Source organism: uncultured Roseibium sp. (assembly GCF_947494555.1).
Taxonomy (GTDB): domain Bacteria; phylum Pseudomonadota; class Alphaproteobacteria; order Rhizobiales; family Stappiaceae; genus Roseibium.
Window position 1 is genome coordinate 156,350 of record NZ_CANLVF010000002.1, and the last position, 18,129, is coordinate 174,478.

16 protein-coding genes, 1 tRNA gene and 1 riboswitch are annotated in these 18,129 nt (G+C 56.1%); of the genes, 6 read left to right on the top strand and 11 right to left on the bottom strand.

Annotated elements, in window-relative coordinates:
* Positions 1 to 41: 41 nt before the first annotated feature.
* From Q0915_RS09285 to cobU, 7 genes are all read right to left on the bottom strand, one after another.
* On the bottom strand, positions 42 to 1,520 hold the full coding sequence (locus Q0915_RS09285) for a cobyric acid synthase (protein WP_299470646.1): 1,479 nt from the start codon (positions 1,518 to 1,520) through the stop codon (positions 42 to 44).
* Entirely contained in the window at positions 1,517 to 1,825 is a 309-nt protein-coding gene (locus Q0915_RS09290; protein WP_299470648.1) for a YrhK family protein, read from the bottom strand. The genes Q0915_RS09285 and Q0915_RS09290 overlap by 4 nt, the downstream gene beginning before the upstream one ends.
* Complete coding sequence (locus Q0915_RS09295) at positions 1,822 to 2,316, bottom strand: GNAT family N-acetyltransferase (protein ID WP_299470650.1); 495 nt, start codon at positions 2,314 to 2,316, stop codon at positions 1,822 to 1,824. The genes Q0915_RS09290 and Q0915_RS09295 overlap by 4 nt, the downstream gene beginning before the upstream one ends.
* Before the next feature lie 4 nt (positions 2,317 to 2,320).
* Positions 2,321 to 2,959, bottom strand: a complete 639-nt coding sequence (gene cobO, locus Q0915_RS09300) for a cob(I)yrinic acid a,c-diamide adenosyltransferase (protein WP_299470652.1) — start codon at positions 2,957 to 2,959, stop codon at positions 2,321 to 2,323.
* A gap of 15 nt (positions 2,960 to 2,974) precedes the next feature.
* Positions 2,975 to 6,712 carry a cobaltochelatase subunit CobN gene (gene cobN / locus Q0915_RS09305; RefSeq protein ID WP_299470653.1) on the bottom strand — a complete coding sequence of 1,246 codons (3,738 nt, stop codon included), beginning with the start codon at positions 6,710 to 6,712 and terminating at the stop codon, positions 2,975 to 2,977.
* An 81-nt stretch (positions 6,713 to 6,793) separates the two neighbouring features.
* Positions 6,794 to 7,891, bottom strand: coding sequence for a cobalamin biosynthesis protein CobW (gene cobW / locus Q0915_RS09310; protein WP_299470655.1), 1,098 nt, complete (start codon positions 7,889 to 7,891; stop codon positions 6,794 to 6,796).
* Positions 7,888 to 8,439: a bifunctional adenosylcobinamide kinase/adenosylcobinamide-phosphate guanylyltransferase gene (cobU, locus tag Q0915_RS09315; protein WP_299470657.1), complete on the bottom strand. Its 552-nt coding sequence runs from the start codon at positions 8,437 to 8,439 to the stop codon at positions 7,888 to 7,890. Before cobU ends, cobW begins: the two co-directional genes overlap by 4 nt.
* A 32-nt stretch (positions 8,440 to 8,471) precedes the next feature.
* A riboswitch (cobalamin riboswitch) is annotated at positions 8,472 to 8,684 on the bottom strand.
* A 317-nt stretch (positions 8,685 to 9,001) separates the two neighbouring features.
* Here cobU and Q0915_RS09320 point away from each other — a divergent pair.
* Both Q0915_RS09320 and Q0915_RS09325 read left to right on the top strand, forming a co-directional pair.
* A tRNA-Asn gene (locus Q0915_RS09320) sits at positions 9,002 to 9,077 on the top strand.
* A 360-nt stretch (positions 9,078 to 9,437) separates the two neighbouring features.
* Positions 9,438 to 10,064, top strand: coding sequence for a VPLPA-CTERM sorting domain-containing protein (locus tag Q0915_RS09325; protein ID WP_299470659.1), 627 nt, complete (start codon positions 9,438 to 9,440; stop codon positions 10,062 to 10,064).
* 451 nt (positions 10,065 to 10,515) lie between these two features.
* On the opposite strand, the gene Q0915_RS09330 is transcribed toward Q0915_RS09325, so the two are convergent.
* From Q0915_RS09330 to Q0915_RS09345, 4 genes are all read right to left on the bottom strand, one after another.
* Entirely contained in the window at positions 10,516 to 10,776 is a 261-nt protein-coding gene (locus Q0915_RS09330) for a hypothetical protein (RefSeq protein WP_299470661.1), read from the bottom strand.
* A gap of 122 nt (positions 10,777 to 10,898) precedes the next feature.
* Positions 10,899 to 12,047 carry an N-acetylglucosamine-6-phosphate deacetylase gene (nagA, locus tag Q0915_RS09335; RefSeq protein ID WP_299470663.1) on the bottom strand — a complete coding sequence of 383 codons (1,149 nt, stop codon included), beginning with the start codon at positions 12,045 to 12,047 and terminating at the stop codon, positions 10,899 to 10,901.
* Positions 12,044 to 13,084: an SIS domain-containing protein gene (locus tag Q0915_RS09340; protein WP_299470665.1), complete on the bottom strand. Its 1,041-nt coding sequence runs from the start codon at positions 13,082 to 13,084 to the stop codon at positions 12,044 to 12,046. Before Q0915_RS09340 ends, nagA begins: the two co-directional genes overlap by 4 nt.
* A 4-nt stretch (positions 13,085 to 13,088) precedes the next feature.
* On the bottom strand, positions 13,089 to 13,850 hold the full coding sequence (locus Q0915_RS09345; RefSeq protein WP_299470667.1) for a GntR family transcriptional regulator: 762 nt from the start codon (positions 13,848 to 13,850) through the stop codon (positions 13,089 to 13,091).
* A 194-nt stretch (positions 13,851 to 14,044) separates the two neighbouring features.
* On the opposite strand from Q0915_RS09345, the gene Q0915_RS09350 reads away from it, so the two are divergent.
* The 4 genes from Q0915_RS09350 (at position 14,045) to Q0915_RS09365 (ending at position 17,859) form a co-directional block, all read left to right on the top strand.
* Positions 14,045 to 14,926 (top strand): N-acetylmuramic acid 6-phosphate etherase, encoded by an 882-nt coding sequence (locus tag Q0915_RS09350; RefSeq protein WP_299470669.1) that lies wholly within the window; start codon positions 14,045 to 14,047, stop codon positions 14,924 to 14,926.
* A 202-nt stretch (positions 14,927 to 15,128) separates the two neighbouring features.
* Entirely contained in the window at positions 15,129 to 16,037 is a 909-nt protein-coding gene (locus tag Q0915_RS09355) for an ROK family protein (RefSeq protein ID WP_299470671.1), read from the top strand.
* On the top strand, positions 16,037 to 16,765 hold the full coding sequence (locus tag Q0915_RS09360; RefSeq protein ID WP_299470673.1) for a copper homeostasis protein CutC: 729 nt from the start codon (positions 16,037 to 16,039) through the stop codon (positions 16,763 to 16,765). The genes Q0915_RS09355 and Q0915_RS09360 overlap by 1 nt, the downstream gene beginning before the upstream one ends.
* Positions 16,766 to 17,262: 497 nt before the next feature.
* Entirely contained in the window at positions 17,263 to 17,859 is a 597-nt protein-coding gene (locus Q0915_RS09365; RefSeq protein WP_299470675.1) for a hypothetical protein, read from the top strand.
* The last annotated feature ends 270 nt before the right edge of the window (positions 17,860 to 18,129 follow it).

Consider the following 18,129-nt stretch of genomic DNA (forward strand, 5'->3'; position numbering starts at 1 on the left):
CATTCAAGCACGAGGTAAACATCGATCGGGTTTTCTGGCAGCTATCGTGCTTGGGCGATCTCAAGGATCGCGTCAATATCCAGCACTTTTTCAAGGTGTCCCGCCAGGTTGTCCAGAATTAGGTCGATGTCCCGGTCATAGGAGAGATCCGAAGCCACGCCGAAGGACTTCAGAAAGGCGGACCGGAAAGTATCGCTTGTGAAGAGGCCATGCACATAAGTCCCCGAGGCCAGACCGTCCTCGGAGATCGCGCCATCGGCGTGCCCGTCCTTCAATCGCATCATCGGCCGGCTGCAGTCGGAACCGGTTGTTCGGCCGATATGAATTTCATATCCGGAAAACGGAGCGCCGCTGGCAACATGAACTCCTTCGGCAAAAACCGTCGACTTGTCGGGTGTCAAAACCGTTTCAACGTCGAGGTAGCCAAGACCGTCAACACTCCCGGGATTGCCTTCAATACCCTCAGGGTCCGCAATGGTTTTTCCAAGCATCTGATATCCGCCGCAAACGCCAAGTATGTGCCCGCCGCGGCGGTGATGCGCCCGAAGGTCAAGATCCCAGCCCTGTTTGCGGAAAAATTCAAGATCCCCGACCGTCGACTTTGAACCCGGCAACAGGACGAGGTCCGCATCCCCGGGCAATGCTTCGCCGGGTTGAACAAGTTCCAGGGCTACACCGGGCTCCAGCCGCAGCGGATCGAGATCATCGAAATTTGCAATCCGGGAAATCACCGGTACAGCGATTTTCAGGCCGCCGCTGCCAAATCCATCCTCAAGGCCAAGGGCATCTTCTGCCGGCAGCTTTCCGGCATCGGCGAACCAGGGCACTACGCCGAGATCCTGCCACCCCGTTCGCGTCGCGATTTCACGCATACCGTCGTCAAACAGGCTTGGATCGCCCCGGAACCGGTTGACGAAAAAGCCCTTGATGCGCTGCTGTTCGCCGGCTTCCAACACAGCATGTGTTCCGACAACAGAGGCGATCACACCGCCACGATCGATATCGGCGCACAAGATTACCGGCAGATCCGCGGCTTCCGCAAAGCCCATATTGGCGATGTCTCCGGCGCGCAGGTTGATTTCCGCGGGGCTGCCGGCCCCTTCGACGACGACCAGGTCCACCTTTGAAGACGTCGCCGCAAAACTCTCCAGTACCTTTGGCAGCAGCGTTTCTTTTTGCTGCCCATATTCACGCGCTTTCATCGTCCCAAAGCGCTTTCCCTGGACGATCACCTGAGCACCGGTGTCAGTCTCAGGCTTTAACAGGACCGGGTTCATATGAACGGACAAAGGAACCCGGCAACCCATCGCCTGAAGCGCCTGCGCGCGGCCAATTTCACCACCGTCTTCTGTCACCGCAGCATTGTTGGACATGTTCTGTGGCTTGAACGGACGGACGGAAAGACCGCGGTTCGTGAAAAGCCGGCACAGTCCGGCAACAATCAGGCTCTTGCCGACATTGGAGCCCGTGCCCTGGACCATTATGGCGGGTGTCTGCATGCCGGTACCGGAGCCGCTCATGCAGTGTGGTCTTTTTCAACCGGCGGCGCTCCATAGGGGCGAAACTCGGCCGGGACCGGGAGATTTGCCAGGCGAAGTTCAAGCAGCAAGCGGATCGTCGGCCTGACGGCAAACAGGATCGAACCGACGAGGAACAGCCATGTCCCGGCGAAAACAAGACCGGGATAGAAGAAAAAGATACTGCCGATTACGAAGGTTGCCGCTGCCAGGAATTCCACGACAGTCCTGTAGAGTTCGTATTTTCGAACCAGTTCGGCATGATCGGCCGTCGCGGAACGAAGCGCATGATCGAAAAGTCTGCTCATGGATGGAGGTCTTTCTCAAATATCGCTGCTGCGCGGTCTCCAGGATCAAGCGGGATGTCACTCTGGACATAGCCGATAGACCGGTAAAAACGCTCCGCGGTAAGTGTGCTGCGCAGGCTAACGTGCGTAACACCTATCGTCGTGAAATAGCTTTCAAGTGACCACATGAGCGCTTTGCTTACACCCTGATACCGTGCAGACGGGTCGACGTAGTTCAAAACAACCTCGCCTGCCGGAAGAGCCATTCCTACACCCAGGAGCTGCCGGTCGCTCCCCTGGCTTACAGCCACCAGAACCTGACCGGGACCTTCAATCCAGCCGAGTGCGGTTTCTTCGGTCTTGTTCCTCAGCCATGAACCAAGGCGCTCAGGATCGTTGTTGTGATCGGCAACGCAAAGTTCTGCAATCGAACGCCGCAGCACTGCTGCTATTTCAGCCGCGTCCATCCCTTCGGCAGAACGTATCTCAAAGCCGGAGCCGGCCAATTTCATCCCCTTAGAATTCAATTCCTTCCTGTGGCTTTACGCCGGACCGGAACGGATGTTTCACCTGGGTCATGTCGGTGACGAGGTCGGCAATCTCAACCAGCTCGTCTTTGGCGTTGCGACCGGTTATAACCACGTGCACGTCGTCAGGCTTTTCGTTCTTCAAAAACGCGACCACCTTCTCGATATCGATATAGTCGTAACGAAGGACGATGTTGAGTTCATCGCATAATACCAGGCGATAATCGCCTGAGGTGATCATCTCTTTCGCCGCATCCCACGCCTGTTCCGCCGCATCGATATCACGCTGGCGATCCTGCGTTTCCCAGGTAAAGCCTTCACCCATGCGCTTGATAGTCACAAGATCGGAAAACCTTTCAAGCGCCATGCGCTCACCCGTCTCGATGCGACCTTTCACGAATTGCACGACACCAACGTTGTGCCCGTGTCCAAGCGAGCGGAACACCATGCCGAAGCCGGCCGTGGACTTGCCTTTGCCTTTTCCGGTGTGAACAATTAACAGGCCCTTCTCGATCGTCTTCGTGGCCATGATCTTGTCGCGCGCGGCTTTTTTCTTACGCATTTTTTCAGCGTGACGCGCATTCAGCTCTTCTTCGCTCAATTCCGGTTTTTCAGAGTCAGCGGTCACGGTGTGGGTCTCCCGTCAATGTGTTTTCAGATCGTTGAGGACAGCATGGGTTGAATTGCGCCTCGGCGTCCAGAGGCCGCGATCAATCGCCTCCTGGAACCGGTCAAGCATCTCACCAAAACCCGCCGGATTTGCGTCTTTCAGAAAATCCCGAACAACAGGGTTGTCGATATAGGCGTCAAATAGCTGGTCAAAGTGATGGTCGCCAACAGCGCGCGTTGTTGCGGAAAACGCAAACAGGTAGTCGAGTGTCGCCACCATTTCGAATGCACCTTTGTAGCCGTGCCGCATCACGCCGTTGATCCATTTGGGATTGGCAGCCCGTCCGCGCACGACCCGGCCGATTTCTTCGGACAACGACCTGACAATTGGACGTTCGGGCCGAGAATGATCATTGTGATAGACCTTGGGTGCATTTCCCTTCAGCGTCTCGACTGTCGAGGCCAAACCGCCTTCGAATTGATAGTAATCGTCGCTGTCCAGTAGGTCATGTTCGCGGTTGTCCTGATTATGCAACACGGCGTCGACCGAGGTAAGGCGTGCTTTCAGCTCCTCTCGGGCACCTTCCCCGGCAGCACCTGCGCCATATGCGTAGCTGCCCCAGCTCAGGAAGGCGTCGGCGAAATCCGCGCGTTCGTTCCAGATCCCTTCGTCGACCAGCGCCTGAAGGCCCGCCCCATAAGCCCCGGGCTTCGATCCAAAGACGCGGAAGCCAGCGCGTCGAGCGGCCTCGTCACGCTCCAGACCTGCCGCCTCAAGTTCACGCCTCTCTTCCGCCATGCGCGCAGCGACCGGATTGGCATCGGCTGGCTCTTCCAAGGCTCCGACAGCACGTGCTGCGCTGTCGAACAGGTCCATCTGATGGGGAAAGGCATCACGGAAGAAGCCGGAGACCCGCAAAGTGACGTCGATACGCGGACGACCTAGTTCCGAAAGCTTCAAGATCTCGAAGCCGGTCACTCTTCCGGATCCCTGCTCCCAGACCGGCCTGGCACCGATAAGTGCAAGAGCCTGGGCGATATCATCCCCGCCCGTGCGCATGTTTGCGGTTCCCCAGCATGTCAGCACAAGCGATTTTGGCCACTCGCCCTCTTCCTGGAAATAGCGGTCTGCAATGAGGGTCGCGGACTGCCAGCCGAGCCGCCAGGCTGTTTCGGTTGGCACTGCGCGAACATCGACAGAATAGAAGTTTTTTCCGGTCGGCAGGACGTCGGGGCGTCCCCGGCTGGGAGCACCGGAAGGTCCGGGCTCGACGAAACCGCCGGCAAGCGCTTTCAGCACCGCATTCGTTTCAGACTGTCCCGATGCCATAACTGATGTTCTCAGATTGTCAGCTATCTCCCCAAGCACGTCACGTGTTCCGGACCAACCTTTGTTCGCGATCATGTCGCCCGCGATCAAATCGCGGCACATCAACTCGATCCGTTCCACCGTGTCGCCGTTCGTACGCCATGGTGCATCAGAAGCTGACTTCAGTTCTTCCGGTTTCCAGCCGGCCCATGGACGCGCAAAGTCGCAGTCGAGCGGATCAAAGTCGTGCAGCGAAAGATCGTGCGCGAGTGCGCGCTGCAAGCTTTGCTGGTGTGGTTCGTTGCCCCTGGGTACCCGCGCCAGCGCCGCAAGCAGATCGGTCAGTTGATCGCCTTCAGGGCTTTCGCCGAGGATATGCAGACCGTCGCGGATCTGCAGTTCTTTCAGGTCGCACAAATGGGCATCGAGCCGGGCTAGACGTGTTTCTTCGTCCATGCCCTCTTCCAGACCGATGTCCTTGTCGAGACCGTGACGGGTCGCAGCATCCAGAATGTCGCGCGTCAGGGCCTTGAGGCGCCGCGGATCGACACCGCTTGCAAGGTAATATTCGTCCAGAAGCGTTTCCAGTTCTTCGGCAACGCCATGACTTTCCGCCCGGGTCAGAGGCGGCGTCAGATGATCAACGATGACAGCAGAGGTCCTGCGCTTGGCCTGCGCGCCTTCGCCCGGATCGTTGACAATGAACGGATAGATATTCGGAACTGGGCCAAGGACGGCTTCCGGAAAACAAGCCTGCGACAAGGCCAGCGCCTTGCCTGGAAGCCACTCCAGGTTACCGTGCTTGCCGAGATGGACTATCGCGTCAACGCCAAAACTCCGCCGCAACCAAAAATAAAACGCAAAATAGTTGTGCGGCGGAACAAGATCGGGATCGTGGTAGGTTTCCTTCGGATCGATGTTATAGCCGCGCGCGGGCTGAATGCCGACGACCTGCATGCCGAAACGGTGCAGCGCCAGCCGGAATTTGCCGTCAACGACATGCGGGTCGCAGTCAGCGGAACCCCAGCGTCCGACAACCGACGTTTTCACGGCTTCCGGCAGGCTCGCGAACTCACGCTGATAGTCGACGAGCGAGAGAGTTTCGTAGCCAATTCTGTCTTCCCTGCCATCAAGTGCGTTTGTGACGCCAGATGTCAGTATGTTCATCAGCCCCGCAGAATTTGCGGGCAGCTCGCCGGTGTCGTATCCGGCGTCTCTCATGGCACACAAGAGGTTCACACAGGAAGCCGGTGTATCGAGCCCGACACCGTTTGCCAGACGGCCATCCTTGTTGGGATAATTTGCCAGGATGAGCGCTGCTCTCTTCCTGTCAGCCGGGATTTGGCCGAGCCGCGCCCAGCTGACGGCAAGCTCTGCAACAAATTCGATCCGATCCGGAACCGGCGTGAAGCGAACGGGTGTTGACTGAGTTGCGGTGTCGAAGACACCCTCTTCCTTGAAAGACACTGCGCGCGAAAGAATGCGTCCATCGATTTCGGGTAACACCACATGCATGGCCAGATCGCGCACGGAAAGGCCTTGGTCACTTTCTTCCCAGCCCTCCCGTGAAGACGACGAAAAGACGACCTGCAAAACAGGTCTGATCCCGTTGTCGAGAGGTGTTGGCTGATGGGCCACGCCGGCCTTGGAGATGGCGAAAGCGGTGCCATTTACCACCGCCCCGGGCTGAACCTCGTCAAAGAGGCTTTGAAGAACAGCAACCGACTCGCTCTCCTTCAGGCTGGAGACGAAGACCGGAAGCGCGTTGATGCCGGACCGGTCGAGCGCCTCGATGAGTGCGTCGACGGGTGCAGTTTGAGCTCCCTGCACAAGCGCGCGATAGAAGGTGATGGCAGCAACCGGACGATTTGCATCGGGCCAGCTCGCTTTCAATGAAGCGACGTCAGGTGCGGAATGACCCGGCAAATAGATACCAGCGCGCGGAAGCGGGACCGGTTGAGCCGGCTCGTCCTCCTTGCCGATCAGATGAGACGCGAAGCGCAAAGCGTTCGCGTAGTTGCCGGATCCGCCTTCAACGCAATAGCGCCAAAAGCGGTAGACGTCTTCCTTCAGACGCGTGGACCGACTTGTCAGCGCCTCGTCCCATTTGTCATCTCCAGGGATAACAATGAGATCGATACCGTTCGCGCGGACCTCTTCCTCCACGCGCTCCAGGCCGTAACGCCAGTACTCGATGCCTCCCAAAATGCGCAGAATGACAAGCTTCGAACCGCGTACGGTTTGCTCCGCATAAAGATCGACAGAGTATGGATGCGACAGGGCCATCAGATTTGCCAGACGGAGGCTCGCGCGCTCCGCGCCCAGACTGGCATGAGCGCTCGAAAAGCTACCCAGTTCCGTGTCGGCGGCCGACAGGAACAGGATATCGGCCGGTGCCTGCCCAAGATCGACGGCATCACCACCGTCATCGATCCGTCTGGTCTGGCTGGCGAGAATGTGCATCAAATATGGTCTTCTATTCGTTTCAGGGCAGCCGGGACCCTTCTCGGCCACGTGCTATTTCATTGAGCGGGATGAGACGCGTCAGGCCGCTTGCCTGACGCTGCCGAACAGCTCACACACAGTGTCCATGTCAAACCCTTTCAGCCCGATCACGACCAGACGGCCGGATGCCTCAGCACCAGCTGCGAACCAGGTCTCGACGCGCGGCCCGACAGCCTGAACCATGGCAGGTGCCGGCTTCCCGCTGATGCCGACAGCGCCCTTGATCCTGAGAACACCCTTCTGTTCCATCGCCTCGAGAACCCTTTTTTCAAGATCCTTTAGCGAGCCAAAGGTCTGCACGTCGATCACGTGGCTTTCAAAATCGTCATGATGGTGGTGGTCGTGATGATCATGATCGTGGTCGTCGTTATCATCATCATGGTCATGGTCATGATGGTGGTGTTCGTGACGTACCGCCATATCGTCTTCAGCAGCAGATTCACGGCCAAGCAGAACCTCGATGGGCAGCGTCCCTTTTTCAGAAGACACTATGTGCACCGCCGGGCGGACTTCTCCCTGAATTCGTTCCTCAACCGACACCATGGCTTCAGAAGTGACAAGATCCGCCTTGTTGAGCACGACAAGATCCGCACAGCGAAGCTGATCGTGAAACAGTTCCTCCACGGGACTTTCGTGATCAAGCGCTTCATCGGCTGCCCTTTGTGCCTCAAGCGCGGCCTCGTCGAGTGCAATGCGCCCCTCTGCCAGGGCAGCAGCATCAAGAACCGTTACAACGCCGTCCACGGTGACACGCGTTTTGACACTCGGCCATGAAAATGCGCGGACCAGCGGTTGCGGCAAAGCAAGGCCTGACGTTTCAATCACGATGTGCTCCGGCGGTGTCTCGCGCGACAGCAGCATTTCCATCGTCGGCAGGAAATCATCTGCTACGGTGCAGCAGATGCAGCCATTGGTAAGTTCCACCACTTCGTCAGCGGCGCAGTCCGGATCCGCACAGCCGTTTACCAGGGATCCGTCAAAGCCCATGTCGCCAAACTCGTTCACGATCAACGCGATCTTCCTGCCGTTTGCGTTCTGCAGGAGATTGCGGATCAGTGTGGTTTTGCCCGCACCAAGAAACCCGGTCACGATCGTTGCGGGAATCTTCCGTCCCGGTTGAAGAGCGCTTGTCGTCATAGTGTGATTTCCATCTGGGGGTTGGGTTTCAAAAGCAAGGGCAGGCCCGCGCCGACAAATACGACCTGGCTGCAAGCCTGAGCAATATCTTGGTTGAGACGGCCCTGCGCATCGCGGAACGACCTTGAAAGTCTGTTCTCCGGCACGATGCCCATGCCGACCTCATTCGAAACGAAAATACATGGACCCTGGAGCGAACCGATCACAGAACAAAGATTGCCGCATTCAGCAGCAACATCTTTCTCGGCGAATGTGAGGTTTGACAGCCAGAGCGTCAGGCAATCAACGAGGACGACCCTGTCTTTGCGGCATTCGGTCGAGAGCAGGTTCGCAATGTCCAGTTGCTCTTCGATCGTGATCCAGCTGTTGCCTCTTTGAACCTTGTGAGCTTTGATCCGGTCAGCCATTTCGGTGTCAAAGGCCGCACCAGTCGCGAGATAGACCTTCTCAAGACCCGAATCCATTGCGAGTTTTTCGGCAAAGCGGCTCTTGCCCGAACGGGCACCGCCAAAGACAAAAGTGGACCTTCGTCCCGGTTGCTTGCTCACGTCACTCTCCCGGCCGTCCACCCGACGGCGTAAAGGGTTGTCCTTGCGACGGCCGGTCTCCTGGCTTGCGGTTCCACGCGCCCTGCACCCCTTCCCGGCCCCTCTCGACCAGTGGATCATGTGCAGACGCTCGCCGCTCACAGTTGCGGGGGCAGCTCCGGAATGGCGCCAGGCGCTTTAACCGGATTCCCGTTTCATCCGGATCGGGCAAACCCCTCACCGGAACCGTCAGATTCCTTCCTAAACGGATATCGGCCCTGAAACAAGCTCGAGATTTGATGGTGCGCACAAATTCAATTTGATTTTGTCGGGTGTCGGGCTGACGTGTCTGTTCTGATTGATTGCACTTGAAACCATTGCAGAGAGAGGTCTGCGTCATGATTTGGTTTCAACAACCTTACACCTTCTAGAGTTCTGTTTTGTTTACAGTTTTCCACATTCCAAGCAAAAAAATGACGGCTTGATGAAAAAAACATCGTCAGGGGCTTGGCAAACAGTTCAAGCCTTTGATATACGCATCTCCATCGACGGGGGCGGTTACGCACCGGCCCCAACGTGGTGATCCCCAGTAGCTCAGTTGGTAGAGCAAGCGACTGTTAATCGCTGGGTCGCTGGTTCGAGTCCGGCCTGGGGAGCCATTTTTTCCATCAAGTTTCAAGCGTCACGCCCAAATTAGAACCCCAATATTTGACAGGGTTTCTAGTCTAGACCGCCTTTTGGATTCCAACGTAAACGCTGGGGCGGAAGTTGAAATTGCTGACCTTCACACCAGAAACGGCAGCGAGTTTTGCAACGACAATGAAGAACATGACGCCGGTTTTGCGTTATGAGTTCTCCCTCCAGCTTCCACACCATCAAGAGCTAAACAGGGCACCGCAACGCGCATCTCACCTTGCTCGTTAAGCTTGCATACGATAACTTGCACCAACCTCAACGAACAATCTGCGCTTGCCGGATGACAAATTTCCTTGCTTGCGCGCTCAAAGGATTTGGTGGTGATGAAGTATTTGAGAGCTCTCGCTTTACTCACACTATTGATCACGCCGAATATCGCACATACAGCGCCGATTAATCTTTCTGACTTTTCCGGCTCCGAAAAAGTCATCGATTTTGAGTCTTCTATAACGGGCTTAACAAGCGGAGTTTTTTCAATCGATGGAGTTAACTTCATTTCCCATGAAGGAGCATACACCATACCATACGCGGGCGGACTTATCGCAGGCGGTTCCGGGGCTGCTTACAATACGAATACTTTTGCGGGAAATCAGACAACGGGCGATCTCACTATTTCATTTGATAACGCGATAACCCGGTTCGGAATGAACATTGGAATAGGTGGCGGTTCAGCCATTTTGGAATTTTCAATTTCGGCTTTTGACGCAAAAGGCAGCTTGGTTGAGAGTGCCTTTTTTGGCGGCGCCAGCAACTATTTTGTTGGTTTTGACTTTGGTGATTCCATTGAGAAGATTGTCATTGGCCGGACCGATTTCCGGCCAGGCTACTTCACATTTGTGGACGACGTTCGATTAAATGAAACTACTGTAGTTCCACTTCCTGCATCACTACCTTTTCTTGCTGCTGCAATCGGCGGATTGGCATTGCTCAGAAGGAGAGGAACGACCTAAGCGCACCGTAATTGTGCGGCTGATTGGCGTTACGCTGCGCGGAGAATGGCTGCTTCACGTATGAGCATTTGACCGCGCCAGCCTTGCGGAGCATTCGTATTTTTAACGATATTCTCCAACTCTACACGCGGACTCCGAAATTTGAATCTATCGGTCAGTGTTTCTTTTTGGGTTCCAAATGTGATCGGCCAAATGAAAGCCCTAATGGAACCAACTTCCTTTGTCTCCAGTGATTTTTCGATGTTCTAAACTCAAAAGGAACATCCGGGCACGGCGCAGATCTACTGGACAATGACGGTTAGTCGCGAGGTCATTGATCCGATCCCGGACTCGATAGCTCCAATTTTCCGAGACCAATCAGAATAGCCTCGTTCCGCGTTGTTTCGTGGATCGATATGGACCGGCACTTCGCACGGCTTCTTTCAGCCCTTCACCACCATACGGAACCGCACTATTCCCGGTCGTCTTTGACGGGCCAGTTGGATGTCGCGAGTAAGATGAGACAGGCGGCAATGGCCCAGTTTCCGACTGGGCCGGACAAGAGACCGCGCTCATCAAACACCACGGCAAGAAACGAAAATACGGCAACGGCAGCCGGAAGCCATGTCAACCACATGAGTTTTCCGCTGAAACCGGCTCGGCGAAAGACAAACGGTATGCAAATTGCGCTCAGGATCACCGGGGCAAATACCGAAACCGTCTCGTAGATCATGCAAGCGCCCTCACCCTTCTCGCGTCCAGCCTGTCCTGGTCGCGCTCAGCTTATGCCGATTCCCTGGCTCTTTCTGAACGAGTGCATCGTGGATTGGCGCAATTTGGATACGGAATAGCCTGCTACTGGCTCCTGCCGCCAAGCCAGACCCGCTTCACCCCGAAGTCTGGTGTGCTGAGGAGAACGAAATCGGCCACGCATCCGGAATTCAGGCGGCCGATGGGCTTGCGAATAACATCGGCGGGAATGCTGGTTGCCATGGCGAGTGCCGTTTCCAGGTCGACACCGATGTGGTCCACCAGGAACCGGATCGACGCGGGCAGATCGATATCAGCACCAGCAAGTGTTCCATCGGCAAGTGTCAACATGCCGTTCTGTCTGAAGATTTTGCGTCCACCGAGCGTAAAACTGGCCACGTCCGTCCCGGTCTGTGACATGGCGTCAGTCACGAGGAAAATGCGGCCTGGGCCGGTTTTCGAATTCAATGCGATCCTGATTGCGACCGGGTCCACGTGAATTCCGTCGGCGATGAGGCCGGCATTGAGTGTCCCAAGATCAAGCGCAGCGCCAACCAGACCAGGTTCGCGGTGCTGCAGCGGGCTCATCGCATTGAACAGATGCGTTACGCAAGTTGCTCCCGCGTTCGCGGCCTGACGGCAACGCTCATATCCGGCACCGGTGTGGCCAAGGCTGACATGAATTCCGGCCTTTGAGAGAACCGCCGTCTGCTCCGGTGTAACTGTTTCAGGGGCAACGGTCATCATAAGGCTCGGAAGACGATCCACGGCCTCGAGGTAAAATGCGACGTCTTCGTTTTCCATCGGCCTGATCAACGCGGCATCGTGAGCGCCCTTGCGGCTTACGGACAGATGCGGTCCTTCCAGGTGCAGGCCATGAAAACCTGGGACGGCATTTTCAGTGGCAAGCATCCCGAGTTCGACAATCCTTCGCGTTGTTTCGCGTGTGTCAGTTATCAGTGTCGGGGTCATTGCCGTTGTTCCAAGCGGCACGTGCGCCTGGCAAATACGTGCAACGTCGTCGAGTGTTTCGGCATCGCCAAGCATCAGACCGCCACCGCCATTGACCTGCAGATCGACAAGGCCCGGCACCAGAATGCCGTCGCCAAGGTCTTCAATTGCAAAGTCATCGGGCACATCAGACACAGCGCAACCGCCTGCAACCGAGCCGTCTTTTACCAGGAGCGCTGCATCCTCATGCATCATGTCCCCGTCGAAGAGACGCCTACACGCGTATGCGGTCGGTCCCGTCATACCGTTTGCGTGACTTTTTTCAGATGCCTGGGAACATCGGGATTGAAGCCGCGGTGTCGAGCGAACCACTCGATAAAGGAATAGAAAGAAACAATCTGCGTAAGCGCATCCGTCAGGGGATGGCTTGCGGACTGGTAATCGAGTCGGTGGGCGCGTTCCACCTTATCTGTGGTTGCAAACACAACGCCGCCCTGGTCGGCCATCTTGTCGGCCGTCAGCGCCAGTCCGTCCTGCGCTGCGTCCCGGACGCCAAGCACGAGCACCGGATAGCCGTCTTCAACGATTGAAACGGGTCCGTGCATCACTTCTGCAGAGGAATAGGCTTCGGCATGTATCTGGCAGGTTTCCTTGAATTTCAACGCTGCTTCGTTGGCGATCGCGAGACCGGGACCGCGCCCAACGACATAAAGCGAACCGCGCCGTTCAATCGGCTCCGCCAGTGCGCTCCAATCCGTGGCAATTGCGCTTTCCATCTCACCAGGCAACTTGGCAAGGGCGTTCAGAAGCGCGGCGTCTCCACCAATTTCGGCCATAAGCAAAAGGCCGGCAACAACCGAATTCACGTAGGTCTTCGTTGCAGCGACGCTCTTTTCCGGTCCGGCGCAAATGTCCAGCGTCGAAGCTGACAACCGGGCGAGCGGGCTGTCTGCGGTGTTGGTCAGGCCGACCGTTACCGCGCCCTGTTCTTTCGCACTTTCGACCACGGAAAGAATATCCGGGCTGGCTCCCGACTGGGAAATCGCAATCACAAGCGCCTTTTCCAGTTGAATCTTAGATTTATAGACCGACGAGACAGACGGACCGAGGGACGCCATGGCAAGTCCGAGATAGATCTCGGAGGCATATTTCAAGAACATGGCGGCATGATCCGATGAACCGCGCGCCACGCTCGCGAGAAAGACCGGAGCACCTGCCCTTTCTGCAATCTCGCGCGCTCCGGGATGTGCACCGGACAAAACCCGGCGTACCGCGCTCGGGATCTCCTCAATTTCCCGGCGCATATGCGTGCAGTCCGTCTGCAGCGGTGTGTCTGCCATTGATCTAGTTTTCCGCGATTTGAAGTTCTGCGATGAAGTCGTAGGCGTCGCCCCGATAAACAGATCGTGTGAACTCCACGACATGACCCGAGGCGTGATAGGAAACGCGTTCGATCTTGAGACCGGCAGAGCCTGCCGGAACACCAAGTATCTCCGCATCCACCAGTTCCAGATTACGCGCGGAGATTCGCTGTATTGCGCGAACAGGCTGCATTCCCTTGGACCTGAGAACCTCATAAAGGGATGTCGTGACCTGTTCCGGGTCCGGGAGCACATTTTCCGAAAGGGATGCCCGCTCGATCGCCATTGGAGTGCCGTCGGCCTTGCGTAAGCGGTCAACGCGCGCAACGCGTTGTCCTGAACTCAGGCCGAGCGTGAACATTTCTTCAGGAGAAGCCGGATAGAGACCTCGCCGGAGCCATTCGCTGCTCGCCTCCAACCCGCGGCGCGCCATGTCTTCGCTGAATGACGTCAGGCTGGAGAGGCGCTGTTCGACCTTTTGCACCTTGGGCGCAACAAAGGATCCGCTGCCTCGTTTTTGAACGACGATTTCATCTTCGACAAGACCGGCAACCGCTTTTCGCACGGTTACGCGGGAGAGTTCGGTGAGTGAGGCAATTTCGCGTTCGGACGGCAGCGGTTCGTTTTCCTTCAGGACACCTTCGTCGATCGCCTGCAATATCCGGCGGCGCAACTGCAGGTAACGCGGACCGCTCGAGCCAGCCAGCCAGTCGCCGTTTTCCAACATGGATATGAAGTTTGACATGGAGCGCGGCGCCTTGGCTAAAATAATACCTTTCGAATACCAATTTAAACTCTATCGGAACCGAAAATCAAGTGATAAAAGGAATCCACCCGCCCTTGCCGCGTTCCGGACCGATCTCATTGCTTCGAAACGGCGCCTGCTTCTGCGGCGACCGGTTTGTGGTGCAAAGAAAAGAGTTTCAGAGTTTCCGGACCATGACACTGCCGACGACAGAAGACCGTCATCCCCTATCAATCGGCCTCTCTCAAAAGGCGGATGAAGAGATACTGTCCATCATGCTCGATCGCCAGGTCGCCGCGCTGACAGCGGCAAGCGAGGCCATTCCGCAGATCGCGCAAGCGGCCAGCGCGCTGCAGCGTGCGGCGTCAAGCGAAAGCAGGATAGGTTATGCGGGGGCCGGCAGCGCTGGATTGACGGCAATCGCGGACTGCCTTGAGTTGCCGGGAACGTTTGGTTTCCGGGCGGACCGCATGTGCATTCTTTACGCCGGCGGCGCTGAAAATCTTCTGAATCTGGAAGGCGTCCATGAGGATGACAATCTTGCCGGGATCGATGATTTTCACAAGTCGGGCCTTGGCGAAGGCGACATTCTGATAGGCGTCTCGGCGAGTGGATCGACACCTTACACGCTTGGCACGTTCCAGGCGGCCAGACAGGCAGGCACAGTGACGATCGGCATCGCCAATAATCCCGAAACGCCTCTTTTAACGGAGGCGAACCACCCGATTTTTCTGCAAACCCCACCTGAAATCATTGCCGGATCGACGCGGCTCGGGGCGGCCAGCGCACAAAAAGCTGTGCTGAACATGATCTCAACGCTGGTTGCGCTCAGACTGGGACATGCCGTGCGCGGGCACATGGTCAATCTGGTCGCCGACAACGAAAAACTCAGGCAACGCGCCCAACGTATTTTGCAGGATTTGACCGATTGCGCACCGGAAACGGCTGCAGATGCTCTGCAAAAAGCCAATGGCCGTGTAAAGGTTGCTGTCTTGATGTTGCGGGATGGTCTTGGTGTAAGTGCAGCTGAAAACGCGCTTGCCCTGAATGACGGAAACCTGCGCCCGTTTCTCTAGGTGCGGCAGCTCGATTTCATTGACCCAAGGACCATTTCATTCCGAATTTGCCGGGACCATAGTGATTGTCATGAGGGCAAGCTGGTGTCAGTGATGCAAACGCACCGTTTGACAGTTTCTCATTTACTAGCAGTTCAATTGGTTGCATATTGGTATCTAATTTGACTGAAAATGTCCTCTTTCAGGAGTGGGTGAACGGGCGATGACAACCTGTTTCGATATCGGTGGAACCTTCATTCGCCATGGTTCGCTCGCAAAAGACGGCCTCGTCGCAGAAGAAGGCCGTTTGAAAACCCCTACCGACGACTGGGCGGCATTCGTGGAAGCCGTGCGTAGTCGGTCCGGTGCTCTTGGCGAACCGGTTTCGATCTCTCTTGCAGGAGCCTTTGACGCACGCAGCGGCATAGCGGACGTTGCAAATATCCCTTGCCTTCATCAACGGCACGTTCAGGACGAACTTGAACAGGCTCTGGAAAGACCCGTCGCGATAATCAACGACGCAAATGCATTCGCCCTGGCCGAGGCGGTCAGTGGAACAGGACGCGGCAAAGATGTTGTTTTCGGAATTATCCTCGGCTCAGGTGTCGGTGGTGGCCTGGTGGTCGCCGGCAACCTCGTTACGGGATTCGGCGGCATGGCCGGCGAATGGGGCCACGGTCCTATTGTCGACCCGACAGCAGGCGGAACGATCGAAGGGATTGAGCACTATGCTTGTGGCTGCGGTCAAACCGGCTGTGTCGATGCGACCGGTTCGGCAAGGGGAATGGAACGCATTCATACCTCTCTGCATGGTGAGACCCGTTCCAGCCGTGAAATCACGCAAGCTTGGAACGGGAACGACACCAAAGCGTCCAGGACGATCGACGCTTATTCGACCCTGGTTTCAAGGGCGCTCTCCGTTCTCGTCAACACTTTTGGGCCGGACGTGATCCCGGTCAGCGGTGGCCTTTCAAATGACGAGGCTCTGCTGGATCTGATTGACCGCAAAACGCGCGCTCTTGTCCTAGCCAACTATTCCGATCGCCTCATTGTCAAAGGCGCATTCGCCGAGAACGGCGGGCTGCAGGGAGCGGGAATTCATGCCCGCAGGATGTTTGGAGAAACGGCGTGATGGCACCGGTTCAGCTGGAGGTTTGTGTCGACACGATCGAAGGTGCCTGGATCGCTGCCGAAAACGGTGCCGACCGGATTGAGCTTTGTGCCGCGCTTTCCGAAGGCGGACTAACGCCTTCAAGTGGCATGATGTCGGCCGCGTCCAGGCTACCGGTTCCGGTATACGCAATGATCAGACCCCGGTCCGGCGACTTCAGATATTCTGACGCTGAAAAAACGCTCATGTTACGGGACATTCAAGTTGCTGAGCAAAACGGGATGAAAGGACTGGTCATCGGCTCGGTGACCGACCAGGACCGGCTGGACATTGATTTTCTGAAACCGGCGCTCCAGGGAACGCCGCTCAACGCCACGCTTCACCGCGCGTTTGATACACTCTCCGACGTCAGAACCGCGATTGATGATGCCGTTTCAATTGGTTTCGAGCGCATTTTGACATCCGGACACGAAGACAAGGCCGATGAAGGATGCAATGTGATCCGGGAAGCCGTTCGCTATTCCGGGGGACGGATAGCACTCATGGCAGGCTCTGGGGTAACCCACGCAAATGCAGTCCATATTTGGAAAGAAACGGGGGTCGACGCGTTACATGCTTCTTGTTCCGCGCGGCAACGTCCTCTTCCCGCGTCCAAAGAGGTGCAACTCGGTTTCTTGCCGGCGACAGGGCAAAAGACGACAGACGCCGAACTTGTTCGGGCACTTCGAACGGCAATCGATGCTTGCTGATATCAAGGATCGGACGCAACGCGCTCTAAAGATTTCATAGTGCCTGCGCGTGTTTAAAGCGCATTCTGCGAACCGACGGAAAATTAATCTAAAATTCGAAATTTACGTTACGACAAGATTCCCGATTGCCCGAGAAAGCAATTACGGCTACCATTATTTTGTTTTTGAAAGCCAACAATTTGCAAATCTACACAGGAACAAACGAATTGCTTAGTTACTTTTGACAGGAGGATATTGGTCACGTCACGGTGAGATACCTTGAATGACCGGCCAGAAACCACATTTATTTATGAAAAGTTAATGAGATCACCCAAAAATGTGATGTTCATTACACTCAAAACGCAGATTGTGGTGCGATAATGGCAAAATCGTGACCGCGCAGCGTGGGGCGCACGCCTAAGAGACTTATAATTTTTGCGGAAAAGAGTCGAAACAGACCAGATCCGCAAGTGCCCCAAGCGCGGTAGAACTAGTTGTATTAGCCTTGGGAGGCGAACATGCAACGGAATACCAAAGCAGGAACTTTTGCGCTGGGTCTCATCCTCGCATTGGCGAGTGGCGCAATTGCCGAACAACTTCCTCAGGAAACGATTACGTTGCCGGAGGACCGCCTAGCCGTGACTGTTGCGTCGGCGTCGGTGGACCAGATGGATCCGCTGGAAAGCGAACTCACCATTTGGGTCGGCGAAATCGAACTAGATGGCCGCAGTGCTGTATGGGTCGAACTGATCGATTCCTACGGAGAGGTGATTTACGATTCAGAAGTAAGCACCAATGAAACGCACCTGCTGCCAGATGGCCGGGCCGTCGTCGTGCGCTCAATGGACCAGGAAACTGTCGTTGCCGGCAAGGATGAGTCGAGGCTCATTACCGAAGGTGCATTGATGGTCACGCGCCGGGTTGTCAACGACGGTGCCGATGCGACGACTGTCGAGCTTATCGAAACGGACAGCGAACCGGTCAAGCGCGGGACAATGCTGCAAGTCGCCGATTTCGGACAGTCCATGTGGGAAAAGGTGGTCGCCTTTTTCGATGCTGCAAGAAGCCGGGTCGAAATCGCCTGGAACTGGCTTGTCGATACCTTGCAAGCCTGATCGAGAATATAGATTCAAATATTATTTTTGAGCATCACGCCGGATCCGCTTCAAAAAGCGGGTCCGGTTTTGTTTTTCAGCAATCGATTTGCGGGCGACGTGCGCTACATCCCATTCAGCACATGCCGGCAAGTTTAGGGAATATTGCCGATCAGCTTTCCGCCGTGCCGACAACGCGGTTCACGCGGCATGGACAAAATAATTTATTAAATTCATCAACCTGCGTGATCCGCGTTGTTTTCTCCGCCGTATTTGCCTGAGAACACGAAG

Coding starts and splice junctions, on each gene's coding strand:
- Q0915_RS09285 (WP_299470646.1), bottom strand. CDS start 1,520: ATGAGCGGCTCCGGTACCGGCATGCAGACACCCGCCATAATGGTCCAG.
- Q0915_RS09290 (WP_299470648.1), bottom strand. CDS start 1,825: ATGAGCAGACTTTTCGATCATGCGCTTCGTTCCGCGACGGCCGATCAT.
- Q0915_RS09295 (WP_299470650.1), bottom strand. CDS start 2,316: ATGAAATTGGCCGGCTCCGGCTTTGAGATACGTTCTGCCGAAGGGATG.
- cobN (WP_299470653.1), bottom strand. CDS start 6,712: ATGCACATTCTCGCCAGCCAGACCAGACGGATCGATGACGGTGGTGAT.
- cobW (WP_299470655.1), bottom strand. CDS start 7,891: ATGACGACAAGCGCTCTTCAACCGGGACGGAAGATTCCCGCAACGATC.
- Q0915_RS09325 (WP_299470659.1), top strand. CDS start 9,438: ATGAAGTATTTGAGAGCTCTCGCTTTACTCACACTATTGATCACGCCG.
- Q0915_RS09330 (WP_299470661.1), bottom strand. CDS start 10,776: ATGATCTACGAGACGGTTTCGGTATTTGCCCCGGTGATCCTGAGCGCA.
- nagA (WP_299470663.1), bottom strand. CDS start 12,047: ATGACGGGACCGACCGCATACGCGTGTAGGCGTCTCTTCGACGGGGAC.
- Q0915_RS09340 (WP_299470665.1), bottom strand. CDS start 13,084: ATGGCAGACACACCGCTGCAGACGGACTGCACGCATATGCGCCGGGAA.
- Q0915_RS09345 (WP_299470667.1), bottom strand. CDS start 13,850: ATGTCAAACTTCATATCCATGTTGGAAAACGGCGACTGGCTGGCTGGC.
- Q0915_RS09350 (WP_299470669.1), top strand. CDS start 14,045: ATGACACTGCCGACGACAGAAGACCGTCATCCCCTATCAATCGGCCTC.
- Q0915_RS09355 (WP_299470671.1), top strand. CDS start 15,129: ATGACAACCTGTTTCGATATCGGTGGAACCTTCATTCGCCATGGTTCG.
- Q0915_RS09360 (WP_299470673.1), top strand. CDS start 16,037: ATGGCACCGGTTCAGCTGGAGGTTTGTGTCGACACGATCGAAGGTGCC.
- Q0915_RS09365 (WP_299470675.1), top strand. CDS start 17,263: ATGCAACGGAATACCAAAGCAGGAACTTTTGCGCTGGGTCTCATCCTC.